Below are 25,072 nucleotides of genomic sequence, written 5' to 3'. Positions count from 1 at the left end.
CCTGCCCTCAACTGGTGGAAGCAATTCCGCTGGTCAGTAGCTCGGCGAACACTTCATTCGGCTTACGCCATCCCAGGATACGCCGCGGACGGTCGTTGAGCTCGTCGGCGACGGCCTGGAGATACCCCGGGTCGCTGGTGATCGTGGTCCCTTTGGGGAAATACTCACGAAGCCACCGGTTCGTGTTCTCGTTCGTCCCGCGCTCCCAAGGGGAATGCGGATGGGCGAAGTACACCTCGATATCCGCGGCGACCGAAAGAGCGGCGTGACGGGCCATCTCCGCCCCGCAGTCCCAGGTCAGGGTCCGGCGCAACGCCGCGGGCAGCCCCTTGATCCGCTCGGCCACCGACGCGGTGACCGTCGCCGAGTCCCGGGATGCCAACGGCACGAGGATCAGATACCGGGAAGTGCGCTCGACCAGCGTGGACACGGCCGAGGCGCAGTTGCGGCCGACCACGAGATCCCCTTCCCAATGCCCGGGGACGGCCCGGCCGGCGGCGTCGGCGGGCCGCTCGTCGATGAACCGCATCCCGGTGATCCGCGGCGCGCGGGGAACCCGGCCGCGGGCGGGCCTGCGGCGGGTGCGGCCGGAGCGCAGGGCGATGCCCTCGGCCCGCATGACGCCGACCGGCAGCGCGTAGATCCAGGAGTAGACGGCCTCGTGCGACACGCGTACAGCCTGGCGGCAGGGGTGGTCGATCGGCAAGCGGTACGCGATGGCCTCCGGAGACCAGCCCCGTTCGAGCAGGCCGGTGACGATGAGCCGCAGCACCGGATCGGCGTCGAGCCTGCGGGGTTTCGGGCGTCGCCTGGCCCGGCCGGCCGCCTGTTCCGCACGGGTGGCGCGGTATCTCCGCCTGCCGCCGTGACGGGAGATCTCCCGTGAGATCACGCTCGGGCATCGCCCGATCCGTGCCGCTATCTCCTTCCCGGTCAGGTTCTCGGCGATACCACGTGATATCTCCTCCCGATCCTGCATTGTCAGCATCTGGCGCACCGCCCCCACGGAATCTCCCCCCGACGATCACACGCCGAATAGGGCTACACCAGGAGAACCTCGATTGCTACGACCGGTTGAGGGCAGGCTGTCCAGGTGGACGGGCACCTCGTCCCGGCCTGCGCCAGGCGGCACTCGTCGCTCGGCTCCTACGGCTCGGCCCCGGCAGGGCTTCGTCCGCGACCTCGGCCACCCCGACCGGACACCGCCCGGCCTCCCCCGAATTGGGGAGGGAAAGATCCCCCACTCTGCCGAGGTGGCCGACGGTCGGCGAAACCTAATCTCAGTTCCCGCCGGGGGACACTCACCGGCCCGCCGGACGGGCGGCCCCGGTCGCCCGTCCAGCGGCACGCGAAGCACGACCGGTTTCGTCGACCGGATCCCAATGCCCATCGCCGCACGCCACGACGTTCACGCGGCACCACGGAAGGTGGATCCTCATGTCACTGCTCTCCCGCCTCGGCAAGACAGCCGTGCTCGGCTGCCTCGTCGCCGGAGCATTCGCGTTCCCCACGTCCGCCGGCGCGTCCACCGTCCCGGCTCCGCCGCCGCTTCCGCCGGCCTCCGAGCAGGCCGTGCAGCCGGACGCGCAGCAGGCGGCAGCCGTACCGCGCAGCTGGATCAGCTACAACGGCAATACCGTCGTCATCAACTGGTCAAGCGACCTCATCAACAAGTGGGACTGGGTCGCTCTCTACACGCACGACCCCCTCAAGCACGACAAGTGGGCTTACAAGACGTGGCAGTGGGCGTCGTACGGACAGTCCTACGACACCGGCATCCCCGCACAGGGTGAGTACTGGACCGCCTACTGGACCTATGACTACCCGTCGGGCCAGTACCGCATTGTTTCCACCCACAAGGGCGAGTGACCGTTCAGAAAGCCGCCGGCCGCACGTGCCGGTCGCGTTGACCCCCTCAATTCCTCGCGATATCGCGTCCGCGCGCCCCCGCGAAAGGCGCGCCCTCGGAAACGGCCCCTCACAAGGTGCGCCGTCGAAGGGTGCGCGGACGCCACGCACAGAGAGGCGCAACACCAGATGCGACGTGCTCTCACCACCGGTGCGGCCATTCTGGCCGTCGCCGCGTCCGCCGTGCTCGCCGGTCCCTCCGCGGGCGCCACGGCCACCCCGACCCCGGGCGCCCCGACACCGGCTGCCCCGACCCCGGCTGCCCCGACCCCGGCCGAACCCACCGCCGGACCCGCGCCGCAGATCGCCGGTCAGCACAATCCCAGCGCCGATTTCTGGGCCAAGCAGAACCGCGTGACCGGTGTCGCGGACGCCATCATCGCCGCCCGTGACAAGATCACCGGAGATTCCGGGTATGCCGGGCTCATCACCGACCCGGAGAAGGCGGGCATCACGCTCTACTGGCACGGAGACGTCCCCGCCTCCGTCCACACGGCGGCGTCGCAGGACGCCGGTGTCACCGTGACGACGAAGCAGGCGCCGTACACCGTGCGCCGCCTCCTGACGGCCCGCGACGCGGTCGCGGACAAACCGCAGCTCGACGGGGCTTCCGTGGTGTCGGTCAGCCCCGACCCCGACGGCGCCGGCATCACCGTCGGCGTCGACCGGGAGGCGGGGGCGGGCACGGTCGCCGCCGCGGCCGTGCAGGGCACGGTCGAGTCGCTGGCGGGCGGAGTGGCCGTCACCGTGGTCGACCAGAAGGCCGCCGGCGACTCCGTTCCGGAGAACCCGGTTCCCGAGGTGTCAGCGGACAGCAGAATCACCGAGCAGGCGTTCGCCGGCGCGCGTTACATCAATTCCCGGACAGGCGGCTACTGCTCGACCGGCTTCGCGGTGTGGGCGGCGAACGGCGAGGCCAGGAACCTGACGAGCGCGCACTGCCTTCCCCAGAGCACCGACGCCGCCCTTTCCCCCAGAGGGGGATGGTTCGCCTCTCTGGGTTCCCGGGACGCGGCCCGCGACATCGCGACGCTCAGGTCGTCCGGCGGAAATCCGCGGTTCTTTCAAGGGCATGTCTACATAGGCGATGAGAACACGCGGAGCACGTGGCCCGTACGCGACTACGGGCGCAGCTACGTCGGCAACCAGGTGTGCACGTCCGGCGGTCTGTCCGGCGGGATATGCGGCATCAGGATCGACGCGGTCGGCGTCCGTGAAAACGTCAGGGGAACGGGGTGGATCGAAGACGCCGTGCGCGTCAGCAGCACCCGCAACACCGCCGTCTGGGGTGAAGGCGACAGCGGCGGTCCGGTCCTCACCATCGGAAACGGCCACTACGCCGTCGCCAACGGCATCATGGTCGCCGCGGCGGTGTGGGACCAACGCCTCGTACGCCGCTGCATCGGCGCTCAAACCGCCGGTACGGCCTCGCGCCGCTGTTCTAACGTCGGCCTCTACATCCCCCTCGATCGGATCTTCGCGGTTCACGGAGGAAACATCGTGACGGGCTGATAGCCAGTCTCCCTTCTGGGCGCCGCCCGCTGTTTCGCAGCGGGCGGCGCCTGCCGTTCTCGCCACTTCGCCGATTCAGCAATGCCGTTCGGCGCACGGAATCACCGCCACATCGCGAACACATCACAATGGTCATTCGAAATGATCAGAATGACCTCCATGACACGAAAACCGTGCTATTCGCTGCGCTCCGACGCGGCCTTGGCCTTCGGCTTAGCCGGGGCGGCCGTGGTCTTCGAACTGGGGCAGGCGGTCTTCCTGGAGGGTGACACGGCGTCGACCGTGGTCGCGGTCTCCTGTGCGGTGGCCATGAACGCCCCCATAACCTGGCGGCGTTCGTGTCCGGCCGCGGCACTCACCGTGGTGGGTCTCGGTTATCTGGGGGTGGTCGGACTTTCCCGGCTCGGCTATTACCCCTCACCGTTCGTCAGCGTTTTGAGCGTTTGCGTCATCACCTTCAGCGTGATCGCCGAAGGCAGCGCCAGATTGCGTGCCGCGGCGATCGTCTTCATCATCGGATTCATCGTGCTGGAGTCGGCTGTCGTCATGCTGCAGACCGACGCGCTGCCGGCCGAACCCACGATCTTCCTCGCGCAGGCACTGATGCTGTGCGTCACCATCGCCTTGGTCGTGGCCGCGGGCGACGCCGTACGGCAACGCCACCTGCTGGCTGCCGCCCACGCGCAGCGTGCCGACCAGGCCGAACGGCTGCGCGAGCTGGACGCCAGGGCCGCGGCCGACGACGAACGCCTGCGGCTCGCCCGCGACCTGCACGACGTGGTGGCCAGCCGGCTCAGCGCGGCGGCGATGCGGATCAACGCCGCAGAGCATGTCCATGGACACGGAGGCTCACGCACGGCATACGCCGCCGAAACCCTCACCGAGGTGGGCAAGGAGATCGGCGAGGCCCTCCAGGAGCTCCGCGGCATGCTCGGCGTGATCCGGGCCGAGCAGGACGGGAGCGACGACATGGCGTCCCCGTCGATCAGCGACGTCCACGACCTGGCCGATCAGGCGCGTCGTGAGGGCACCGAGGTCGCCGTTGTCGTCAGCGGCCATCCCCGTCCGCTTCCCAGGAGCGTCGACCTCGCCGCCTACCGCATTCTGCGGGAGGCGCTCACCAACGTGGCCAAGCACGCCCGGCCCTCGCGAGCGACCGTGCGGCTGGACTACGGCGACGAATGCCTGGGCGTCCGGGTGGACGACTTCGGCGATGCGCCGAGGAGCCCGCGGGCGGCCAGGCGAGGGTATGGGATCACGGGTATGCGGGAGCGGGCGAATCTGTGCGGCGGCTCGGCCCTGGCGGGTCCGCGGCCCGGCGGCGGCTGGACGGTCGTGGCGAGTCTCCCCATCTCGGGCGGCGCCCGGTGACCGTGACGGTCCTCCTCGTTGACGATCAAGACCTGATCCGCACGAGCATGCGCATGATGCTGGACGTCGAACCCGACCTGACCGTCGTCGGGGAGGCCGCCGACGGGGTCGCCGCCATGGACCTGGCCGGGCGGCTGTGCCCGCAGGTCGTCGTCATGGACATCCGCATGCCGCGCATGGACGGCGTCTCCACGACCCGGCGCATCACCGAGGAGATCAGCCCCGCTCCCGCCGTGCTCGCCCTCACCACCTTCGACCATGACGAATACCTCTTCGGCGTCTTGCAGGCAGGCGCGTCGGGCTTCGTGTTGAAGGACGACAGCGCCGCCACCCTGCTGGAAGGCATCCGTGCCGTGGCGCGCGGCGACGGCTTCGTCTCCCCCGGGCCGACACGGCGACTCATCGCACGCGCCGCCATCCCGAGCCCGCCGCGGGCCGAGCTGCCCCCCTGCCTGACGCCGCGCGAACGCGAGGTCCTGGCGCTGCTCGGACGCGCCCTCAGCAACGCGCAGATCGCCCGGGCCCTGCACGTCGAGGAGAGCACGGTCAAGACCCACGTGCAGAGTCTGCTCACCAAGCTGAGCCTGCGCACCCGGGTGGAGGCCGCGGTGTTCGCCACCCACGCGGGGCTCGTCGAGATCGGGAAGGACTAGCCCGCGAGCAGACGCTCCCGGCCGGTCAGCCCCTCGTGGAGAAGGCCCGCAGTGCCCGTGACGCCCGCCCGGCACGCATGGACGCCCGCCCGTGCGGTCCTCCCCTCCCGCCGGGACCCCTGTCGGGCGGTGCGGCGCGCGGGTCAGAGGCCGGACGGGTCGCGCCCCACGCTGATCTCCTCCGCGATCTTGCGGATCTCCGCCCGTTCCAGACCGGGGGCGGGCGGAAGCGCGTGCCACAGCGCCTCGAACACCACGGGGGCCGGCCGGCCCGCGAACCGGACCGCCACCTCGTGAACCGTCCGGAACAGCGCCAGGTTGGCCTCCCGCTCCAGCTCAACCGGACGACCCGCCCGAACCGCCTCGAACGCCTTCATGTCACGCGCCCCCTTCACAACGGCACCCCCCGAGCCCGCCGCGGGCTCACCCCGGGGGACACCGTACGGCCCGGCACCGACAATTTCGCAGAGGCACGCGCCGGACATTCGCCCGGACACCCACCCGGACATCGACCCGAACCGAGCCGGACCGACCCGGACACCGACTCGGACATCGCTATGAGTCGCGCACCGCCAGGCAGATCTCCCCGAGCCGCCGGATCTGCTCGGGGGTGAGCGGATCGAACAATGCCCGCCGTACCGCCTCCACATGCCCGGGGGCCGCGGCCTCCAACACTGCGAATCCTTCATTGGTGAGCGTGGCGAGGCTGCCGCGTTTGTCCGTCGAGCACGGCGTCCGCCGTACCCAGCCGCGCTCTTCCAGACGGGCACAGGCATGGGACAGGCGGCTCTGCGAGCTGTTGACCTTGGAGGCGAGATCGCTCATGCGCAATGTGCGCCCGTCCGCCTCCGACAGCATGGCGAGCACCACATAGTAGGCGTGCGGTATGCCCGAATCACGCTGCAACTGCCGGTCCAGCTCTTCCTGCACGCGCTGGGTAGCGGCCAGGAAGGAACGCCACACCTGCTGTTCGTCCGGGTCCAGCCATCTCGTCACACAGCCGAGTGTACTTGAACGCTCAATCACTTTGCCTTAGTATTTGAGCGTTCAAGCAAACTCCGGGGAGGTCCCATGCCGGTCCAGCGGCTCAACCACGCCGTGCTCTATGTCCGCGACCTCGACCGCAGCGTCGCGTTCTACCGCGAAGCCCTGGGTTTCCGCACCACGATGTCCCTTCCGGGAGCGGCGTTCCTCCAGGCGTCCGGGTCCACCAACGACCACGACCTCGGCCTCTTCCAGATCGGCGCGCAGGCCGGCCCCTCCCAGGCCGGACGCGCCACCGTCGGCCTCTACCACCTGGCCTGGGAGGTCGACACCCTCGACGAGCTCGAACGCATCGCCGCCGGACTCAGCGAACTCGGCGCACTCGCCGGAACCTCCGACCACTCGACCACCAAAGCGCTGTACGGCAAAGACCCCGACGGCCTGGAGTTCGAAGTCTCCTGGCTCGTGCCCGCCGACCTGATCACCGAAGAGATGCTCGCCGCCCGAAGCCGCATACGCCCCCTCGACCTGGCCCGCGAAAAGGCGAGATACGGCGGGCAGACCCGCGGTGGAGTCGGAGTCTCCATCCCGATCTAGCAGACCGTGGGATCCACGGGCAGCCGTCCGCCGATCAGATAGCCGTCGACGGCGCGGTCCACACATGGACTGCCCGTGCCGTACGCGACATGCCCCTGGCCCTGACGGGTCACCAAACTGGCCCCCGGCAGTTCGTTGTGCACGATACGTGCGTTGGCTATGGGCGTCGTCGGGTCCTGGGAATACGTCACGATCACGGTCGGCGGCGCATTGGGCGCCCTCACCGGCTCGGCGCGTTGATCTGTTTTGTAGGGCCACACAGCACAGCCGAGGAGGCTCCACGCGGTCTGCTCCCCGAACAGCGGCGAAACCTTCTTGAACTCTCGCGCCACGGCCCTGATCTCGGTCAGGCTCGTCGGCCCCTTGTCATCCGCACAGGCCACCGCCGCGCCCGCCACCGCCGAGTTGTTCTTCGGCCTGCCGGTGTCGAAGTCGCGACCGACATAGAGATCGGCCAGCCGGAGCATGACGACGCCGTCGCCCAGGATCATGTTGCCCAGGGCCCGATTGAGAATCGGCCACGAATTCTGGCTGTAGAGCGTCGCGATGATGCCGGTGATCGCGTCCGACACGCCGAGCTTGCGTTCGTTCTGCGCCGGCAGCATGTTGTCCCGGAGGTCGCCGACCATTTTCACGACCTTGTCGTATCCCGCCTGCACGTCCGTTCCCGTCGCGCAGTTGGACTGCTTGGCGCACCAGGCGAGGTAGCTGCGGAAGACGCTCTCGAACCCCTTGACCTGTCCGAGCCGCCCCGCCACCGGATTCTCACCGGGGTTGTCGACCCCGTCGAGGACCATCCGTGCCGTGTTCCCTCCGAACTGCTCAAGGTAGTAGGCGCCGATACGCGTGCCGTACGACTGGCCGAGGTAGGTGAGCTTCTTGTCGCCGACCACCTCCCGCAGCACGTCCAGGTCTTTGGCGACATTGACCGTCCCGACGTACGGCAGCAGCTTCCCCGACTTCCGCTCGCACTCCCGGCCGAAGCCGCGGGCGTCCTGCACCAGCAGTTGAACCTCACGCTCGTTGCGCGGCCAGGAGTTGATCGGAAGCGAAGGCCCTGTCCCGCAGGCCACCGGGGCCGACTTTCCAACGCCCCGGGGGTCGAACCCCACCACGTCATAGCGTTTGGCCGCCTCCGCGGAAACCGGAAGTCCGTTGAGCAATGAATCGACGCCCGATGCCCCGGGGCCGCCGGGGTTGAAGAAGATCGTGCCTATCCGGTGCGCCTGATCGGTCGCCCTGGCCCGCGCCACCCACAGCTTGATCGTGCGCCCCTCGGGTTTCGCATAGTCGAGCGGCACCTCCACCCACGTGCATTCCGCTTTCACATCCGGTTTCGTCCCGCCGGATTGTCGGGGCGGGCACGGAGCCCATTTCAATGCCTGCCCGTAGAGCCGTTTCAACGCCCGCTTGGACGTCTTCGTCTCGTTTCCCCTCAATCTGGACGACGAGCCGCCGCCCAATCTCCCGCCTACGTCCCCCATCGGCGGCACCGCGGACGACAGCGACTCGGCGCCCCCCGCCGGAGGTGTGGCGGACGGTGTGACGTCCGAGCGCATTCTTGTATTTTCAATGGTTTCCGCCCGCTGCCCACACGCCGACGTCACCATCGCGAGCACCAGCAATGCTGCCCCCATCACGACCCAAGCCGTGGATTTATGAGCCATCACTCCCCCTTGTGATGCAATGACTACCTAGAGTAGTTCGCCCATCTTTGGGGGCCATGCTGAGGGGGGTGGATTTCTTCCGGTATCGCGTGAACCAATGTGGCGCCCGGGGCGTCCCACTAGACAGGGAGGCCCACGATGACGCAAACCCTCGATGGCCTTACCGATGCGGAGCTCCGCCTAGAACTCATCCTGGTGTGGGCTCTGCACGAAGAGGCAGAACGGCTAGCCGCCGATTAAAGACGGGCCCCAGCTCCATCGAGGGTGGAGCTGGGGCTGGGGGCGCCCCCGTGGATTGAAAAACCGCGGAGGCGTAAAAACGTAATAGCATTGTGCCCACGAAAGGGCCCGGTGCGGGATGTGCCGGTCTTCACGAGAACACGACGAAGAAAAAAGCACCCATAAAACCACATACACACCCCCACGTTATGACAAGGATCGCACTGGGGGCATATCTTCGAGTTCGTGACAGACGGATACCCACCTCCGCCATCGGGGCACCCCGATGACGCTCAAGCACGGCAGAACCCTCCGCACCCGCCGTACGACTCTCCGCACCCGCCGTACGGCAACGCCACCCCGCCACCGCCCTACCCCCACGGCGGCCCCCACAACTACCCCCATGGCAGCCCTCAAGGCGCCTATGGCAGCCCCCTCAGTGACGCCCCGCCGCCCCCGTATGGCCACGGGCCGCAGCCCGGGTGGCAGCAGCCTCACCCGCAATGGCAGCCTCAGGGCCACTACTGGCCGCCGCCCCCGCCGCCCGCCCGCAGAACCGGTTTAGTGGCCGTCATCATCGCCGCGGCCGTCGCCGGCGTGCTCCTCCTGGGCGGCGCCATCTACTACCTCGTCAACACCGTCGGCACCGCCTCCGTCGTGCAGGCCACCCCGACCCCGCTCCGCCCCCTCCCCACCGCGGAGGCTCCCGGGCTCGACCGGCTTCCTGTGCCCGGCAACCGGTCCGACGCCGAAAACGAGCAGATCTTCCTGATGGCCATTCAGTCCCAGCAGTCGCTGAAGGACGTCGAACCCGCCAGGGTGCTGGAAATGGGCCGCACCATGTGCACGGCGCTCGACTCCGGCACTCCGGTCAGCGAGGTCATGCTGAGCGGCACCGACGAATTCTCCGTCGTCGATTCAGGTTTCATCTTCGGAGCCGCGGTCGTCGCCCTGTGCCCCCAGCACCAGGAGAAACTCAACCGGCTCGGCATCGGTTAGACGCGCATCACGCCGACTTCTCACGGCGTTCACGGTCGAGATCGAGCTGGTCCCGCGGCACCAGTGTCGGATTGACGTTGCCGAGCACGGTATCGCGATCAACGACGACACGGGCGACGTCATTTCGACTCGGCACCTCGTACATCACGTTGAGCAGCACCTCTTCCATGATCGCCCGTGTCGCCCGAGCCCCGGTACGGCGCAGCAACGCCTGTTCGGCAACCGCCCCGACCGCCTCCTCGGTGAACTCCAGCTCCACGCCGTCGATCTCGAACAGCCGCCGATACTGCTTGATCAATGCGTTGCGCGGCTCCGTCAGAATGCGCATCAACGCCGTACGGTCCAGCGGTTCGAACGTCGAGACAACGGGAAGCCTGCCGATGAACTCGGGGATCAGTCCGAATTTCAGCAGGTCCTCCGGCATGACCTCGGCCAGGGTGTCACCGCTCTCCTTGGCGTTCCGGAGTTGGGCGCCGAATCCCACTCCCTGCCGGCTGGCCCGCTGCTCGATGATCTGCTCCAGACCGGCGAACGCTCCTCCCACGATGAACAGCACGTTGCTCGTGTCGATCTGGATCAGATCCTGGTGCGGATGCTTGCGGCCCCCTTGGGGAGGAACGCTCGCGGTCGTCCCCTCAAGGATCTTCAGGAGAGCCTGCTGAACCCCCTCGCCGGACACATCCCGCGTGATCGAGGGGTTTTCACTCTTGCGGGCGACCTTGTCGATCTCGTCGATGTAGACGATGCCCGTCTGAGCTCTCTTGACGTCGTAGTCGGCGGCCTGAATGAGCTTCAGCAGGATGTTCTCGACGTCCTCCCCCACGTAGCCGGCCTCGGTCAGTGCCGTCGCGTCCGCGATGGCGAACGGAACGTTGAGCATCCGGGCCATGGTCTGCGCGAGGTAGGTCTTTCCGCTTCCGGTCGGCCCGATCATCAAGATGTTCGACTTGCCGAGTTCCACCGGCTCATGGCGCCCGCCGGCCCGGGATCCCGCCTGGACACGCTTGTAATGGTTGTACACCGCCACGGCGAGAGTCTTCTTCGCACGCTCCTGGCCCACCACATACTGCTCAAGGAATGCGAATATCTCCTGCGGTCGAGGCAGATCTCTCAGACCGCCGCCGCCCGCGGCCTGGCGGTCCTCCTCGATAAGTTCGTTGCAAAGCTCAACGCACTCGTCGCAGATGCAGATGCGGCGTGGGCCGGCAATGAGCTTCTTCACCTGCTTCTGGCTCTTCCCGCAAAACGTGCATGTCAGCAGGTCCCCACCATCGCCAACGCGTGCCACTCCGAAACGTCCCCTCACCGGTTGCCTGTGCCGGCCGCCAACGTCGGAACTCCGCCTGGCGGTACGACCTTCTCCTGTTGTGGACCTTCATCTCAACACGTCGACCCGCGGCAGGGGTACACAAACAGCCCAACACGCAACCTGAACCCACCTCGTACGTCCCGCAGGGGACGACTCCGCTCAAGACACGCCGACCGCCGATCAACCACGTTCAGATGTTCATATCATCCAGATGCCCGAAGTATCCCGAACAGAGCGTACGGCAACGCGCCCCCCACGGCCTCGCACTCCCCTCGCCCGGTCGCCATCGTTCACAGCTTCCCGCTCATCGCGAGCAGATGCGGCGCAGCCTGTTCCAAGGAGGGAAAACAATGGTCCGCCTCCCTCAGATCGTCAGCCGAATGAGTAGTCGCCAGGGCCACGACGGTGCACCCCGCCCTCTTGCCCGCCGTCACACCGTGAGGGGCGTCCTCGACCACCACACAGTTCGAGGGAGGCATACCGAGAAGCCGGGCCGCCTTCAGATATCCATCGGGATGCGGCTTACACTGCTCGACGTCCTCGCCATAGATCTGAACCAACGGCAGCGGCAGATCCGCCAATTCGAAGCGCCTGCGCACCGGCCCGCAACTGCCCGACGTCACCAGCGCCCACGGATGCTCCCTCAACGCACCGAGCAGCTCCGCGGCTCCACCTGCCGCCGGAAAGGCATCGCCTTCGTCTTCCATCAACGCGTTGAGCACCTTGCGCTCGGCCGTCGCGTCGAGTGCCGGCGCCGCATCCCGCACGGTGTCCTCCGGGCGGCGGCCATGAGTGAGGTCCCAGACGACATCTCTATCCAGCCCACGCAGGTCAGACCACGCATCCCAGATCCGCCTATGTGTCGCACTGGAGTCCAAGAGAACACCGTCGACATCGAACAGCAAGGCCCTGATCACCATAGCCGGATGCTGTCACAGACCATCGGACCGATCCACGGACAACGGGAATCTCCGGGAGTTCCCCATTCTCGGAAACGACGCCCTCCCCCTGCTCACGCCACACAATGCGGCCATCGCCGCAGTTCAGACGCTCGAAGCCCGCTCTCCTCTATCGTGGTCTGGCGTGCCCGCCCGACACGAAGGAACCCGGCCCATGATCTTCATCGCCGTCAAATTCACCGTTCGGCCCGAGCGGAGCGCAGACTGGCTCTCCCTCGTCGAGGACTTCACCCAGGCCACTCGCCAGGAGCCGGGCAACGTCTTCTTCGAATGGTCCAAGAGCGTCGACACGCCCAACCAGTTCGTCCTGCTCGAAGCATTCAGGTCCCCCTCGGACGGCGAAACCCACGTCAACTCCGAACACTTCCGCACCGCCATGGCCTGGATGCCCGCCGCCATCGCCGAAACCCCCGAGATCATCCATGTGGAGGCACCCGGCGAAGGCTGGTCCCGCATGGCCGAACTCAGCCCCGTCTGACACCCGCCGGCCCGCTGGAACGAGGTCGACGAGAACGTCGACTAGAACATCGACGAGAACGTCGACTAGAACAAGGTCGGCGGCTCGGTCGGCATGGGTTCGGGCAGCGGCTCGACCTGGGGCAGCCGAGCCCGCACCTCGTCGTGGAAGCGGCGGGCGAGCGGTAGCGCGTCACCGTTGTCGGGGGTGTGGATGAACACGGTCGGTGACCGGCCCTCACGCAACCATTCGGCGACCGTGTCGATCCACCTCCGCCATCCCTCGACCGTGAGCGCTGAATCATCCCGGCCCAGGTAGCGAATGATCGGGCGATCGGTGAGCGCCGCCGACCTGAGCGGCACCCGAGGCTTCTTCACCCACGCATCGCGTTCGGCGTCCGTGGTCGGCGGGGTCTGGAAGAACGCCGTGGTGTCGAACGGGACCCATTCGGCGCCGACGGCGCCCAGAACCCTCTCCAGGAATCCCTCGGACCGCGCATCCTCGAAGAACCCGCGGTGGCGAACCTCGACAGCGCATCTCAACGAGCGCGGAACATGACGGAGAAAGCCCGCCAGAGCGCCGAGGTCATTCGGGGTGAACGACCCCGGAAGCTGCACCCACACCGCATGGATTCGCGGCCCGAGCGGTTCCATCACGTCAAGGAACGACCGAAGCTCCTCCTCGGCGTTCTTCAGACGGCGCTCATGCGTGATTGTCTTAGGCAGTTTGACCACGAAGCGAAATTCCGGCCCCGTCTGCCGGGCCCATGACTCCACGGTGTCCCTGGTCGGAGTGGCATAGAACGTCGTGTTGCCTTCCACCGCATTGCACCACGTGGCATAGGCCCGCAATCTCTCTCCGGGAGCAAGCGGATGGGGCAGGAACCGCCCCTGCCACGGCGTGTGCGTCCACATCGCGCATCCCACATGAAGCCGCATGCCATGACGCTATCCAAAGGTCGAGGCCGCACATGACCTAGGTCGAGGCCGCATATGACCTGAAACCTCTCCGGGTACTATGAGCTGCACAAACGCGAGCATGACCCCCAGCAAACAAGATCATCCAATCTGGGTCCCCCATGTTCACCCCGGTGAGGGCCATCAAGGGCACCCCGCCCAGCGCACGCCCCGGCGCGGTCTCGCCATCCCCCACAGGAAGGTCCCATGAGTATGCATGTCCACGTCCGCCTCCGCCACGCTCTGGCCATCACCGACGACGGACACCTGATCGAGGAACTCCGGTGCAAGTGCGGCGCCACATGGACGCATGTGCACCAAGTCGACGGGGGCCGACCTGAGCGCTGAAGCACTGAGCACACAGCCCTGATCTCGTCGGGAGCGAACGGCGTGGCCGAAGCGGAGTCTTTACTCGCTGATCTAGGTGGATACTCGCCGATTTAGGTGGACATGGTGTGGGATTCGCGATCTTATGTGATCCACGATCTTTCATCTCCGCTTACCAGATGGGATATACATGCCACGCTGGCAGGTAATAACCAGAGTCGCCCTCACCGCCGTAGTCGGCTTCGGCACCCTCGGCGCAACACCGGCCACGGCAGCGTCCAGTAGTTTCCAAGTCACCCGCTTTCTCGGCGAACAGAGTCTGGCCCACAAACTGCAGTACGCTGACACGACGGTCGGTGGACTCTCCGGCTTCGACCGCGACCCGATCACCGGCACCTGGTATTTCATCTCCGATGACCGGTCGCGCTTCAACCCCGCCCGGTTCTACACCGGCACACTCGACATCAACCGACGGACCGGGGCGTTCGGCGGAGTGCAGCTCACCGGTGTCAAAACGCTTCAGCGCCCCGACGGCTCCCCCTATCCCGGAGTCGGCCTGCCGGACAGCGCCGACCCCGAAGCGATCCGCTTCGACAGATGGAGCCGCCGGCTTCTCTGGGCAGACGAAGGCGACCGTCCCAACACCGCCGAACCCACCGTCCCGGTCTCCCAGCCTGCTGTCCGCTGGATCGACCGCGACGGCGGACATCTCCGCGACCTGCCCCTGCCCACCAACCTCAAGAACACCGACACCGAACGCGGCCCGCGCCGCAACGGCGCTTTCGAGGGTCTGACCTTCACCCCCACCACCATCGCCGCCGTCGTCGAAGGCCCGCGCTTCGAAGACGGCCCGCGGCCGACCGTCGGGAGCGGCGCTCCCGTCCGTATCAACGTCTGGGGCCGCAACGGCCGAATCCGCGCGCAATACGCCTACCCCGTCGATGCCCTCCCCGCTACTCCCATCCCTGCGACCGGTTCCGGCGGTGGCGGGGTTTCAGAGATCCTGGCCATTGACGACAACCGTTTTCTTGCCTTGGAGCGCTTCTCCATCCAAGGCGTGGGCTACAAGGTCAAGCTGTATGAGCTCGACCTTCGGGGCGCGACCAACATCCTGGATCGCGACGGCCTGGCGAACGGTGACGCCTACCAGCCCGTGTCCAAGCGCCTCGTGTACGACTTCGGCGATCTGGAATCCCCTACCCAGAATCTCGAAAGCCTCGCCTTCGGCCCCCGCCTTCTCAGCGGCGAATGCACCCTCGTCGTCGGCTCCGACGACAACTTCGACGCGCGCGAGACCACCCAGTTCCTCGCCTTCGCCGCCCGAGGGTGCTGACCAGGGAGACCACCCGCAAGCATGCTGCGCACCGCCGTACCTGGCCGCCTCGGCAATCGCGCGGCCCTATCTCTGGCGGAATGCACTCGTTACCATCTCATCTAAGCTTCGCCTTCCCCTCAACCCCATGAGCGCCTTAAAGCTCAAGAACAAGGACGAGTGGTCCATGAGACGACGGGCTGCCCTGGCGGTCGCCGTACTGGTCGCGTCTGTGCCGGTCGCCGCGGCCCCCGCCGCGGCGCAGGCGGGTACTCCTGATCCGGCAAGCGCGCTGAAGCGGCGACTCGAACCCGAGCGCGGCGTTCGGATTTCTGAGACCAGCCGTACCTACTTCGGCGCCGCGTCGAAGTCATCCGGAAACGGAACCCGGATCAGCGGTAAGGTCCAGCTCTCCCCGGCGGGGCCGGTGGCCACGGATTTCACGTGGTGGACCCTTTCCGGACCGAAAGCGGAGCGGCCTCCGTCCGAGCGGTCAGCCCCCTACCGTGTGATCCGCGTCGGTAAAGGCTTTTACGACAGCGCCGACAGATATCCCGGGCCGGTTCCGGACGGTAAGAAGTGGGTCCGGTTCCCGGGCAAGCACAAGGGGAGTTCAGGCCGGGACATGGCCCGCGACGCCAGTCTGCAGCCGATCGACGTGTACGACCCGTCCGCGGTGAAGGCCATGGTGAAGCGCTCGACGAGCAAGCCCGTCTCCGGCGGTTACGTATACCGGGGTAGCGTGAGCTACAAGGAGCTGAGCAAGGTCTTCAAGGGCCCCTTCATCAACTGGGCCTCGGGTCGGCCCATCACCGCGAAGACCACGGGGAAGATCTCTTGGCGGCTCTGGACCGACCGTAAGGGTCTGCTCAAGCGCCTGGTCACCTCCGACGCCGTGGGAGCGGGGAAAGAGCCGCTGCTCAAGCAGACCGACACGCGCTACACCGCGTGGGGTTTCCGTCTCGTCGTCAGCGCCCCGCCGGCCGACGAGGTCATCGACGAAGCCGACCTCCTTGAATACATCCGCGAGCAGAACGAGCCCATTCCGACGGACGCCGGCAACTTCTAAGGCCACAAGCCAGGGGGCGGTGGTCGCGCCGTGGTCACGCCGCGCGCCCCCTTCAGCCATTCTCAGCCCCCTTCAGCCTGGCGTGTTCCGGTGTTGATCAGGAAGTGGACAAGGAACGGCCTGGGAATTGATCAGCCTCAGGGCCGAGACTCGGCACGCCGGGGGGCTGCGGTTGGGAACGCCGTACCGCTATGGCGATGTCCGCGTGTCCTGACAGGAGGCTGATCGATCATGACCAAGCGCCTGCGCGTGGCCGTACTGGCGGGTGGGCCGTCCGCCGAGCATGATGTGTCGCTGCAGTCGGCTCAGACGGTACTCGACGCTCTGCCGGGGGATCCGGTCGCGATGGCGAGGGAGGCGGAGTCGTCGAACCCGGCTGTCGCCGTCCACATGGTGGAGGATGTGGCCGGGGCGGTCAGGCGGGCGGCCGACCTTCTCGCACTGGGGGACGTGGTGCTCGTCAGGGCGTCCAGCGAGTACGGGCTGGGCGTTTGCGCGCGCGAGCCGGCCGAGGTCTGATCAACGATAGGCATGGCCGCGGGGCACCGATATCCGCCGGACTCACTGTCGCCTGCTCATATTCCGTCACTCCGAATGCTTTCGCATTGTGCAGCCTGCTGTACCCGGAATGGGTAGCGGGCGGTATCGTCACGGCTTTCGGTCGTCTCATAGCTTTGACGCGCACGAGCGGTGTTTCCGCGGGAAAAGGCTCGATCAGCGTGCCGGAAGGGCTGGTAGGAGCATGTCACAGGAACTCGACTACAAATTCGGCTTACTGGGATGGCGGGTGCAGGTCGCGCGCGAGCTGGCGTTTGTCGGACGCCAGAGGGAGCTGGCCGTTTTTCGTACGGCATTGCACGGCGCGGGCTGCAGTGTCTTGTACGTGCACGGTCCCGGCGGCATCGGGAAGTCGGCGTTGTTGCGACGGTTCGCGCAGGAGGCCGCGTCGGCCGGGCGATCGGTGACGAGGATCGACGGGGCGAGGTCGGTGTTGTCGCCCGCTGCGTTCGCGGTAGAGGCGGAGCCGGCGCTGCGTGACGCGCACGCGGTTCTGTTGATAGATGCCTTTGAGCAGATCCGGAGCCTGGAGGGATGGCTGCGGGAGAGTTTCCTGCCCGGAATACCGCTGGGCACATTGGTCGTGATCGCGGGGCGCCTTCCGCCGGATATGCACTGGCAGGCCGACCCCGGCTGGGCGGGGGCGATGGAGGTGATGCCGCTGCCCGCCTTGGCGCCCGAGGAAACGCGGGTATTGCTGGACTGCTGCGATGTGCCGGATGCCCTGCGCGAGCCGTTGCAGGCTTTCGCGGGCGGGCATCCCCTGGCGCTGCTGCTGGGGGCAGCCGCGAAGTGCGACAGGTCGAACGGGCCGTCGCTGAAACAGGAGATCACGGCCACGCTGCTGGATCGGATGGTGGGCGAGGTGCCTTCGCCGGTGCACCAGCGCGCCCTGGAGATCTGCGCGCATGCCTACGTGACGACGGAGGATCTGCTGCGGGCGGTGTTGCAGGAGGATGCCGGAACGGTGTTCCGGTGGTTGCGCCGGCTGCCGTTCGTGGAGTCGAACAGCCTTGGATTGTTCCCGCACGACGTCGTGCGGGAGTGGCTGGAAGCGGATTTCCGCTGGCGGGATCCGCAGGGTCACGCGGAAATGCGCGACCGCATTCACGCGCATCTCACGGAGAAGGTGCGCACGGTCCCGGATCCCGATGTGCTCGGCGCGGTGGGGGCCCTGCTTCATTTGCATCGCGGCAATGGGGCGGGGATCGGTCTCCGCGACGCGTACAAGATCTCCGAAGTCCAGGAGGCCGTGCTGCGGCCCGAGGACGTGGGCACATTGCTGCGGATCGCCGCGGCGGCGGAGGGTGACGCGTCGGCGGCCTGCGCTGCTTTCTGGGTGGAACGTCAGCCGGAGGCGTTTCGCGTGTACCGGCAGGACGGGATCGGTGAGCCGGTGGCCTTCAGCGCGTGGTTGCGGTTGCCGGAGCCGCGTGAGGAGGAGTCGGCGGCCGATCCGGTCGTGGCCGGGGTGTGGAGCCATGCGCGTGCTACCGCGCCGTTGCGCGCCGATGAGCACCTGGCCGTCGCCCGGGTCTGGGTGGCGCCCTCTTGTCGGGGTGATGCGTCGGCGATTGAGCTGCTTCATTGGCGGACGGTCGGCAATTGTTTGCGGACCGAGCGGATGGCCCGATCGTATATAGCGATACGCGACTCAACCCCATCCATAGATGAGCATTTCCGTCATTACGGTATGGACCGCATTGCCGAAAGGCCACGGCTAGGGGATGCGACCTACAGCCTGTTCGCCCACGATTGGCGGGCGATGCCGGCGCAGGTGTGGCTGGAGCGGCTGAACCGGCTGAACCGGTCGCAGGCCACGGACACGGGCGCTGCGTCCGTGGAGCTGGCCGTACTGTCGCGGACGGAGTTCACCGAGGCGGTCCGGCAGGCGTTGCGCCAGATCTCGCGGATGGACGTGCTGGCCGCGTCCCCGCTGACGCGCACCAGGCTGGTCACCGAACGCGGCGGGCGGCACGGGCGGGACCCCGCCGCGGCACTGCACGACCTGCTCCGCCAGGCCATCGGCGACCTGCGCGAAGATCCCCGCTCGGTCAAGTTCCACCGAGCCCTGTCGGTCACCTTCCTGAGCGGCACACCCACCCAGCAACTGGCCGCCGAACAACTCGGGCTGCCCTTCACCACCTACCGCCGCCACCTGACAGCCGGCATCGAGCGCGTCTGCGCGGATCTGTGGCACTACGAGCTGTACGGCGCCGGCGCCGGGGCGGACCGGTCCCCCGAACCCGCACGCCGCGAGTGACCCGCCGACACGCGCGACACGCGCGCACCCGCACGCGGCCGTCAGCCCGCGAGGGCGAAGTCGACCGCCGCCTCGGCGTGCAGCCGAGCGCTCGGCAGCACCGGGACGGGGGTGTCCTTCTCACTGACCAGGAGCTCGATCTCGGTGCAGCCGAGAATGACGCCTTCGGCGCCCTTATCGACGAGATCGCTAATGAGCTGGACTCGCTCATCTCCTCCCAGCGGTCGGCGAAAATCAGGTCTTCCACGGTCTCGTATAGTCGACCGACCAGATGAGGCTGTTGGCGGAGTGGCTGCCGCCGAGCCGCTCACGCACTTTCTGATTGATGACCTGGTAATAGATCATCGTCGATTCCCGGCTCAACCCGCCGATCAGACCGATGGTGTGCATGGAACCCCGTTTCATTCCCTTCACGCTGGAAGGTTAGGCGGGGTCGGTGCCCGTTTCCGAGACCAGAAACTGTTCACTCGTCCGCCGCCGATGGGCGGGTCCATGACAGACGATTGGTCAGCGATTGACCTTCCAGATGGATAATCCGGGGCCCTAGCCTGCCTCCGTTCTGAAGTAAACGTCACTAATCGGTGACAAAGGAGTTCTCCGTTGAGAAGGAAAAGCACCGCTGCACTGTCCGGGCTGCTGGCCATGGGCGTGGTCTTGGGGGCCAGTGGGTGCGGCGCGGACAAGACCGAGGCCGTGGGCGGCACCGGAGGGTGCGACACGAGCAAAGGCACGCTGGTCGTCGGCGTCATCGCGCCGATGTCGGGCAAGCTCTCGGCGATCGGGCTGGGGATCCGCAACTCGGTGCAGCTCGCGGTCGAGCAGGCGAACGAGAAGTGCGCGGTCAAGGGATACCAGCTCAAGATGGACGCGCAGGACGACGAGGCGAACCCGGACAAGGGCGCGGCGGCGGCCCAGCGGTTCGCGGACGACTCCAACGTCGTGGGGCTGGTGGGGCCGTACAACTCCGGGGTGGCGCGGGCGATCCAACCGAAGATCGCGTCTTCCAGGCTGGTGGAGATCTCACCGGGTAACACCGACCCGGTGTTGTCGAGAGGGCCGGAGTTCGCGACCGCGCCGAAGCGGCCCTACGAGAACTACTTCCGCGTGGTGGGCACCGATGATCTCCAGGGTCCGTTCAACGCCCGCTACCTGGTGGAGAAGGAGGGTATGAAGCGGATCGCGATCATCACCGACGGCAAAGCCGTGGGTGAGAACACCGCGACGCAGTTCGCCAAGGAGGCCGAGCGGCTGGGCGCGCGGATCGTCATCCGGGAGAAGATCAACGAGAACGACAACGATTTCTCCAGCGTCCTGACCAAGGTCAAGGCCACCCGCCCTGAAGCGATCTTCGTCGGCTCCGAGTACCACGTGGCGGGCCCGCTCAGCAAGCAGGCCAAGGACCTCGGCCTCAACGTGCCGATCTCGGGCACCGACGGCCTGTTCGACCCGCAGTTCATCGCCCTCGGCGGCAAGGACGGCGACGTCGCCACCTCGGTCGGCGCTCCGATCGAAAGCGTGGAGACCGGCAAGGCGTTTGTGGACGCGTACACGAAGAAGAACTTCTCCGATGGTTACGGAGGGTTCGGTTCGTTCGCCTACGACGCGGCCAAAGTGATCATTTCCGGGGTTGGCAAGGTGACCGTGAGCGCCGATTGGACGGGCTCGCCGGAGCAGCGCACCCAGATGATCAAAGAGGTCCAGGCATACCGCGCCGAAGACGGCGCCAACGGCCTGGTCGGCTTCGACGAGTACGGCGACAGCCTCAACAAGGTGTTCACCGTCTACAAGGTCACATCCGGTGCTTGGAAGGACGAGCTGAGCGACCAGGCCGAGGCGAAGTGACCTGTGGCGGTCCTGGCCCAACAGATCGTCAACGGCCTGGTGCTGGGCGCGCTGATCGGACTTATCGCGCTCGGCTACACCATGGTCTACGGCATCATCCAGCTGATCAACTTCGCCCACGGCGAGGTGTTCATGGTGGGGGCCTTCGGTGCCCACTTCCTCGCCCGATACGTGCTTCCTGAGGATGTGCGCTGGTATGTAGCCCTGCCGGCGATGTGCCTCGCGGCGGTGGCGGTGTCCATCGGTGTCGCCGTCGCGATGGAGCGGCTGGCCTACCGGCCGCTGATCGGCGCGCACCGCCTGGCCCCCCTGATCACCGCGCTCGGCGTGTCGATCCTGCTGCAGGAGGTCGTCCGGGTCTTCTATCCGGGCGCGACCGCCCCGCTGGCGTTTCCGCGGATGTTCGTCGAGGGCCACCTCGCCATCGGGCCTGTGACGATCTTGTGGACCGGGGTGCTGGCCCTGGCCGTCGCACCGCTGCTGGCCGCGGCGCTGCACATCTATGTGGAGCGCTCGCGGCTCGGCCGTGCGATGCGGGCGACGGCGCAGGACCCCGACACCGCCCGGCTCATGGGCATTTCTCCGAACCGGGTGACGCTGGCGACGTTCGTGATCGGGGCCGGCCTCGCCGGAGTGGGGGCCGTGCTGTACGGCATCCACTACACGCAGATCGACACCGCGATCGGCTTCCAGAACGGGATCTTCGCCTTCACAGCCGCGGTGCTCGGGGGCATCGGCAGCATCCGCGGCGCCATGCTGGGCGCGTTCTGCATCGGCCTGGTGAAGTCGCTGGCCGGTCAATACGTCTGGGGTGGGGTCCAATACGACTACGTCTGGGTCTTCGTGCTGCTGATCCTGGTGCTCATGTTCCGTCCCCAAGGGTTCCTCGGCCGGCCGGAAGGGATGCGCGCGTGAAACCGGGCAACACCGGGCTCCACGACCCGGCCGACGCGGCGCTTCGCCGTACGGCACCGCCGACCGCCACGCCCACAGCCGCCGGTCACGGCGGGCAGCCTGGATCCATGCGGCGGGCGTCGCGCTCGTGCTGGTCGGCGCCCTGCTCCCCTGGGCCTCCACCGTCCTGCCCGGAGGGGCCTACCCCGACCGGGCGACCTTGCAGTTCTTCGACGCTCCGCACCTGGTCAGCGGTTTCCGCCTGCACCTCGTGCTGCTGGGCGTCCTGGCGGCGCTCCTCTCGCGCGCCCGCAAACCCGCGGGCATCGGCGTGGCCGTCATCGCGCTGGTCCACATGGGGTTCCTCATCGGCCTCGGAGCGCCGTCGATCGGCGGGCCGGTCGCCCTGGCCGGCGGCCTGCTGCTGATGTGGCCGGGCCTCACCGCACCGGCTCCCGAACTCAAACCACCCGGGCCGGCAGTGGCCCGGCTGGTGCTGCTCGTCGCCTTCGCGGCCCTGGTGTGGCTGGTGTCGGAGACACTGACCGCGGGCGGCCAGAGCCGAGCCACCAACCCGTACGGCGGAGCCGAGTTCCTGGCCTTCTGCGGCCTCGTCCTGGCCCTGGCCTGCGCGCTGTCCGCGTACGGCGTCCTGGCCTGGCTCGCCGCCCTGACCGACAGACACCGGTTCTTCGCCTTCTCGGTCATGCTGGTGTGCGCGTTGGCGCTGCCCTTCACCGACGCGGGCACGGGCTACTGGATGACCGTGGCCTCCACCATCGGCGTCTACGCGGCCACGGCGATCGGGCTCAACATCGTCGTCGGCCTCGCCGGGCTGCTCGACCTGGGCTATGTGGCCTTCCTCGGCATCGGCGCCTTCACCGCGGCGAACCTGGCCCACGTGGTGCCCTTCCCGGTGGCCGCCCTCGCGGGCACCGCGACCGCGGGCATCCTCGGCATCGTGGTCGGCGCGCCCACCCTGCGCGTGCGGGGCGACTACCTGGCCATCGTGACCCTCGCGTTCGGAGAGATCTTCTTCAGAGCGGCGCAGAACAACATCGGCGGGCTCACCGGCGGCGCCAACTCCATTCCCGGCATCCCCCCGATCAGCATGTTCGGCCACGCCTTCGACAAGCCGCTCGGCGTTCTCCCCGCGGGTTCCCTCTACTACGCGGTCACCGTGGTGATGGTGGCCGTGGCCATGGTCATGCTGGTGAACCTCCGGCACAGCCGTACCGGCCGGGCCTGGGCGGCGATCAGGGAGGACGAGGACGTCGCCAGGGCCATGGGGGTGCGCACCGGGCGGGCCAAGATCCTGGCCTTCCTGGTGGGCTCCATGATGGCGGGTCTGGCCGGTGCGGTCTTCGCGCACAAGCTGGGGACGGTCGGATACGAGAGTTTCGACTTCAGCGAGTCCGTCACCTTGCTGGCCGCGGTGGTCCTCGGCGGGATGGGCACGGTTCCCGGCGCCGTCGTGGGCGCGTCGCTGCTGTTCGTGCTGCCGGAGAAGCTGCGCGAGTTCAGCGACTACCGGCTCATGCTCTTCGGCCTCGCACTCATCCTGATCATGCGCTTCCGACCCCGGGGGTTGGTGTCCTCATGACGTTGACGGCCGAGCGCGTCTCGATGACCTTCGGCGGTCTCGTGGCGCTGGACGACGTGACGCTCGCCGTACCCGGCAACCGCATCACCGGCCTGATCGGCCCCAACGGGGCCGGCAAGACCACCTTGTTCAACTGCCTCACCGGCCTGTACGCCCCGACCTCCGGACGCATCCTGCTCGACGGACGCCCCCTGGCGGCCGACCCCGCGCAGGCCATGCGCGGCGGGGTGGCCAGAACCTTCCAGAACATCCGGCTCTTCCCGGGAATGTCCGCCCTCGACAACGTCCTGGTCGGCCGGCACACCCGGATCAAGCAGGGCCTGCTGGCCGCGCTTCTGCACGGCCCGGGCTTCCGCAAGAGCGAGGCGGCGGCAACCGAGCGGGCCCGAGCCGAGTTGGAGTTCGTGGGGCTCGGCCCCGAGGGTCACATGCCGGCGCGCAGCCTCGCGTACGGCGACCAACGCCGCCTGGAGATCGCCAGAGCGCTGGCCGGCGACCCTGCGGTGCTCATGCTCGACGAACCGACGGCGGGCATGAACGGCACGGAGACCGCCGACATCAGCGCCCTCATCACCGCCATCCGCGACCGCGGAATCGCCGTGGTGGTGATCGAACACGACACCAAGTTCATCTTCTCCCTCTGTGACCACGTCTACGTGCTGGTCCGTGGACGGATGCTGGTCGACGGCCCCCCGGCGACAGTACGCACCGACCCCCGGGTCATCGAGGCATACCTGGGAGCGACGGAATGCTCGAAGTGAACGGACTCGCGGTCGCGTACGGAGCCATCGAGGCGGTCAAGGAGGTGAGTTTCACCGTCGCGGAGGGGCAGATCGTCTGCCTGATCGGCGCCAACGGCGCAGGTAAGAGCACCACCCTCAAAACGGTGTCCGGTCTGCTCCGGCCACGCCGGGGCGAGATCCTCCTCTGGGGCAGGCCGATCCACCGCCTGCCGGCGCACGCCGTACTCGCCGCGGGCATCGCGCACTGCCCCGAAGGCCGCAGACTGTTCACCGACATGAGCGTCGAGGAGAACCTGCTCTTAGGCGCCCACCTGCGAAAAGATCGCGACATCGCCGCGGACATGGCGCGTGTCTACGAACTCTTCCCCGTCCTCGGGCAACGCCGCACCCAGCGGGCGGGACTGTTCTCCGGTGGCGAGCAGCAGATGCTGGCGATCGGCAGAGCCATGATGGCCAGGCCGAAACTGATCATGTTCGACGAGCCCACCATGGGCCTGTCCCCGATCATGATCCAGCAGATCATGCAGACCATCGCCGTGCTCCGATCGCAGGGCGCGACGGTCCTCATGGTCGAGCAGAACGCTCTGGCCGCGCTCACCCTGGCCGACCAGGGCTACGTCATCGACCTCGGCCGCACCACCCTGTCCGGCCCCGGAGACCAACTGCTCGCCGACCCCCGCGTGCACGAGGCGTATCTCGGCTGAACGAGTCGCGGCTGAACGAGCACCCTACTCTCCTTGGTGCGACGCCGCCGGCTTGAAATCGGCGGCGAGGCCGCCGAACTGGGCCGGCTCGCCGGAGGCCACATGGGGTGGTCGTCCACCACCATTACCCGCAGGGCACCGATCATGCCGCCACTCTTCTGTCGTG

26 protein-coding genes are annotated in these 25,072 nt (G+C 67.5%); 17 read left to right on the top strand and 9 right to left on the bottom strand.

The features are described 5' to 3' along the window. Nucleotides 1-7 precede the first annotated feature (7 nt). On the bottom strand, nucleotides 8-988 hold the full coding sequence (locus tag BLQ73_RS27620) for an IS30 family transposase (protein WP_093171674.1): 981 nt from the start codon (nucleotides 986-988) through the stop codon (nucleotides 8-10). Nucleotides 989-1,437: 449 nt separating this feature from the next. Here BLQ73_RS27620 and BLQ73_RS27615 point away from each other — a divergent pair, with 449 nt between their 5' ends. From BLQ73_RS27615 to BLQ73_RS27600, 4 genes are all read left to right on the top strand, one after another. Further along, entirely contained in the window at nucleotides 1,438-1,869 is a 432-nt protein-coding gene (locus BLQ73_RS27615; protein ID WP_093175031.1) for a hypothetical protein, read from the top strand. Between the two features lie 168 nt (nucleotides 1,870-2,037). Next, nucleotides 2,038-3,420 carry a chymotrypsin family serine protease gene (locus BLQ73_RS32870; protein WP_093175027.1) on the top strand — a complete coding sequence of 461 codons (1,383 nt, stop codon included), beginning with the start codon at nucleotides 2,038-2,040 and terminating at the stop codon, nucleotides 3,418-3,420. A 159-nt stretch (nucleotides 3,421-3,579) separates the two neighbouring features. Further along, nucleotides 3,580-4,791 carry a sensor histidine kinase gene (locus BLQ73_RS34335; protein WP_143020474.1) on the top strand — a complete coding sequence of 404 codons (1,212 nt, stop codon included), beginning with the start codon at nucleotides 3,580-3,582 and terminating at the stop codon, nucleotides 4,789-4,791. Continuing rightward, nucleotides 4,788-5,444 carry a response regulator gene (locus BLQ73_RS27600; RefSeq protein ID WP_093175045.1) on the top strand — a complete coding sequence of 219 codons (657 nt, stop codon included), beginning with the start codon at nucleotides 4,788-4,790 and terminating at the stop codon, nucleotides 5,442-5,444. Before BLQ73_RS34335 ends, BLQ73_RS27600 begins: the two co-directional genes overlap by 4 nt. Before the next feature lie 143 nt (nucleotides 5,445-5,587). Here BLQ73_RS27600 and BLQ73_RS27595 read toward each other — a convergent pair whose 3' ends face one another. Both BLQ73_RS27595 and BLQ73_RS27590 read right to left on the bottom strand, forming a co-directional pair. Continuing rightward, nucleotides 5,588-5,821 (bottom strand): hypothetical protein, encoded by a 234-nt coding sequence (locus BLQ73_RS27595; protein WP_093175022.1) that lies wholly within the window; start codon nucleotides 5,819-5,821, stop codon nucleotides 5,588-5,590. Nucleotides 5,822-5,999: 178 nt separating this feature from the next. Beyond that, nucleotides 6,000-6,440, bottom strand: a complete 441-nt coding sequence (locus BLQ73_RS27590) for a MarR family winged helix-turn-helix transcriptional regulator (protein ID WP_093175019.1) — start codon at nucleotides 6,438-6,440, stop codon at nucleotides 6,000-6,002. Nucleotides 6,441-6,515: 75 nt separating this feature from the next. Between BLQ73_RS27590 and BLQ73_RS27585 the strand changes: the two genes are divergently transcribed. Next, nucleotides 6,516-7,025 (top strand): VOC family protein, encoded by a 510-nt coding sequence (locus tag BLQ73_RS27585; RefSeq protein ID WP_093175016.1) that lies wholly within the window; start codon nucleotides 6,516-6,518, stop codon nucleotides 7,023-7,025. On the opposite strand, the gene BLQ73_RS27580 is transcribed toward BLQ73_RS27585, so the two are convergent. Next, nucleotides 7,022-8,353 (bottom strand): alpha/beta hydrolase, encoded by a 1,332-nt coding sequence (locus tag BLQ73_RS27580; RefSeq protein ID WP_176955719.1) that lies wholly within the window; start codon nucleotides 8,351-8,353, stop codon nucleotides 7,022-7,024. The two genes, BLQ73_RS27585 and BLQ73_RS27580, sit on opposite strands and share 4 nt — an antisense overlap. Before the next feature lie 804 nt (nucleotides 8,354-9,157). Between BLQ73_RS27580 and BLQ73_RS31790 the strand changes: the two genes are divergently transcribed. Beyond that, entirely contained in the window at nucleotides 9,158-9,910 is a 753-nt protein-coding gene (locus BLQ73_RS31790; RefSeq protein ID WP_143020472.1) for a DUF732 domain-containing protein, read from the top strand. Nucleotides 9,911-9,917: 7 nt separating this feature from the next. On the opposite strand, the gene clpX is transcribed toward BLQ73_RS31790, so the two are convergent. Continuing rightward, a complete protein-coding gene (clpX, locus tag BLQ73_RS27570; protein ID WP_093175009.1) occupies nucleotides 9,918-11,198 on the bottom strand; it encodes an ATP-dependent Clp protease ATP-binding subunit ClpX in 1,281 nt (426 codons plus the stop codon). Between the two features lie 311 nt (nucleotides 11,199-11,509). Next, nucleotides 11,510-12,139, bottom strand: coding sequence for an HAD-IA family hydrolase (locus tag BLQ73_RS27565; RefSeq protein ID WP_093175006.1), 630 nt, complete (start codon nucleotides 12,137-12,139; stop codon nucleotides 11,510-11,512). A gap of 193 nt (nucleotides 12,140-12,332) precedes the next feature. On the opposite strand from BLQ73_RS27565, the gene BLQ73_RS27560 reads away from it, so the two are divergent. Continuing rightward, the gene (locus BLQ73_RS27560; RefSeq protein ID WP_093175004.1) at nucleotides 12,333-12,656 is read left to right on the top strand and encodes a putative quinol monooxygenase; all 324 of its coding nucleotides are present in this window, start codon (nucleotides 12,333-12,335) and stop codon (nucleotides 12,654-12,656) included. A 65-nt stretch (nucleotides 12,657-12,721) separates the two neighbouring features. On the opposite strand, the gene BLQ73_RS27555 is transcribed toward BLQ73_RS27560, so the two are convergent. Further along, entirely contained in the window at nucleotides 12,722-13,573 is an 852-nt protein-coding gene (locus BLQ73_RS27555; RefSeq protein WP_093175002.1) for a DUF72 domain-containing protein, read from the bottom strand. 225 nt (nucleotides 13,574-13,798) lie between these two features. Here BLQ73_RS27555 and BLQ73_RS32865 point away from each other — a divergent pair, with 225 nt between their 5' ends. The 5 genes from BLQ73_RS32865 to BLQ73_RS27535 all read left to right on the top strand — a co-directional run bounded on the left by BLQ73_RS32865 (nucleotide 13,799) and on the right by BLQ73_RS27535 (nucleotide 19,120). After that, on the top strand, nucleotides 13,799-13,939 hold the full coding sequence (locus BLQ73_RS32865) for a hypothetical protein (protein WP_176955718.1): 141 nt from the start codon (nucleotides 13,799-13,801) through the stop codon (nucleotides 13,937-13,939). A gap of 169 nt (nucleotides 13,940-14,108) precedes the next feature. Next, nucleotides 14,109-15,251 (top strand): esterase-like activity of phytase family protein, encoded by a 1,143-nt coding sequence (locus BLQ73_RS27550; protein ID WP_093174999.1) that lies wholly within the window; start codon nucleotides 14,109-14,111, stop codon nucleotides 15,249-15,251. Nucleotides 15,252-15,378: 127 nt separating this feature from the next. Then, on the top strand, nucleotides 15,379-16,299 hold the full coding sequence (locus BLQ73_RS27545) for a hypothetical protein (RefSeq protein ID WP_245691478.1): 921 nt from the start codon (nucleotides 15,379-15,381) through the stop codon (nucleotides 16,297-16,299). A gap of 231 nt (nucleotides 16,300-16,530) precedes the next feature. Beyond that, complete coding sequence (locus BLQ73_RS32860) at nucleotides 16,531-16,818, top strand: hypothetical protein (RefSeq protein ID WP_176955717.1); 288 nt, start codon at nucleotides 16,531-16,533, stop codon at nucleotides 16,816-16,818. 223 nt (nucleotides 16,819-17,041) lie between these two features. Further along, entirely contained in the window at nucleotides 17,042-19,120 is a 2,079-nt protein-coding gene (locus BLQ73_RS27535) for an ATP-binding protein (protein WP_176955716.1), read from the top strand. A gap of 41 nt (nucleotides 19,121-19,161) precedes the next feature. Here the strand turns inward: BLQ73_RS27535 and BLQ73_RS34860 are convergent, their stop codons facing one another. Beyond that, nucleotides 19,162-19,431, bottom strand: a complete 270-nt coding sequence (locus BLQ73_RS34860; RefSeq protein WP_338056662.1) for an aspartate/glutamate racemase family protein — start codon at nucleotides 19,429-19,431, stop codon at nucleotides 19,162-19,164. Further along, complete coding sequence (locus tag BLQ73_RS34330; protein WP_245691476.1) at nucleotides 19,355-19,525, bottom strand: hypothetical protein; 171 nt, start codon at nucleotides 19,523-19,525, stop codon at nucleotides 19,355-19,357. The genes BLQ73_RS34860 and BLQ73_RS34330 overlap by 77 nt, the downstream gene beginning before the upstream one ends. A 195-nt stretch (nucleotides 19,526-19,720) precedes the next feature. Between BLQ73_RS34330 and BLQ73_RS27525 the strand changes: the two genes are divergently transcribed. The 5 genes from BLQ73_RS27525 (at nucleotide 19,721) to BLQ73_RS27505 (ending at nucleotide 24,906) form a co-directional block, all read left to right on the top strand. Further along, nucleotides 19,721-20,962, top strand: a complete 1,242-nt coding sequence (locus BLQ73_RS27525; RefSeq protein ID WP_218126042.1) for a branched-chain amino acid ABC transporter substrate-binding protein — start codon at nucleotides 19,721-19,723, stop codon at nucleotides 20,960-20,962. A 3-nt stretch (nucleotides 20,963-20,965) separates the two neighbouring features. After that, nucleotides 20,966-21,877 carry a branched-chain amino acid ABC transporter permease gene (locus BLQ73_RS27520; protein WP_093174989.1) on the top strand — a complete coding sequence of 304 codons (912 nt, stop codon included), beginning with the start codon at nucleotides 20,966-20,968 and terminating at the stop codon, nucleotides 21,875-21,877. A gap of 127 nt (nucleotides 21,878-22,004) precedes the next feature. Further along, on the top strand, nucleotides 22,005-23,459 hold the full coding sequence (locus BLQ73_RS27515) for a branched-chain amino acid ABC transporter permease (RefSeq protein ID WP_093174987.1): 1,455 nt from the start codon (nucleotides 22,005-22,007) through the stop codon (nucleotides 23,457-23,459). Next, nucleotides 23,456-24,220, top strand: a complete 765-nt coding sequence (locus BLQ73_RS27510) for an ABC transporter ATP-binding protein (RefSeq protein WP_218126041.1) — start codon at nucleotides 23,456-23,458, stop codon at nucleotides 24,218-24,220. Before BLQ73_RS27515 ends, BLQ73_RS27510 begins: the two co-directional genes overlap by 4 nt. Continuing rightward, nucleotides 24,208-24,906, top strand: coding sequence for an ABC transporter ATP-binding protein (locus tag BLQ73_RS27505; protein ID WP_093174984.1), 699 nt, complete (start codon nucleotides 24,208-24,210; stop codon nucleotides 24,904-24,906). The genes BLQ73_RS27510 and BLQ73_RS27505 overlap by 13 nt, the downstream gene beginning before the upstream one ends. The last annotated feature ends 166 nt before the right edge of the window (nucleotides 24,907-25,072 follow it).

It is taken from the genome of Sinosporangium album (assembly GCF_900100605.1).
In the GTDB taxonomy this organism is placed as follows: domain Bacteria; phylum Actinomycetota; class Actinomycetes; order Streptosporangiales; family Streptosporangiaceae; genus Sinosporangium; species Sinosporangium album.
This window is presented reverse-complemented; position numbering and strand designations above follow the sequence as displayed.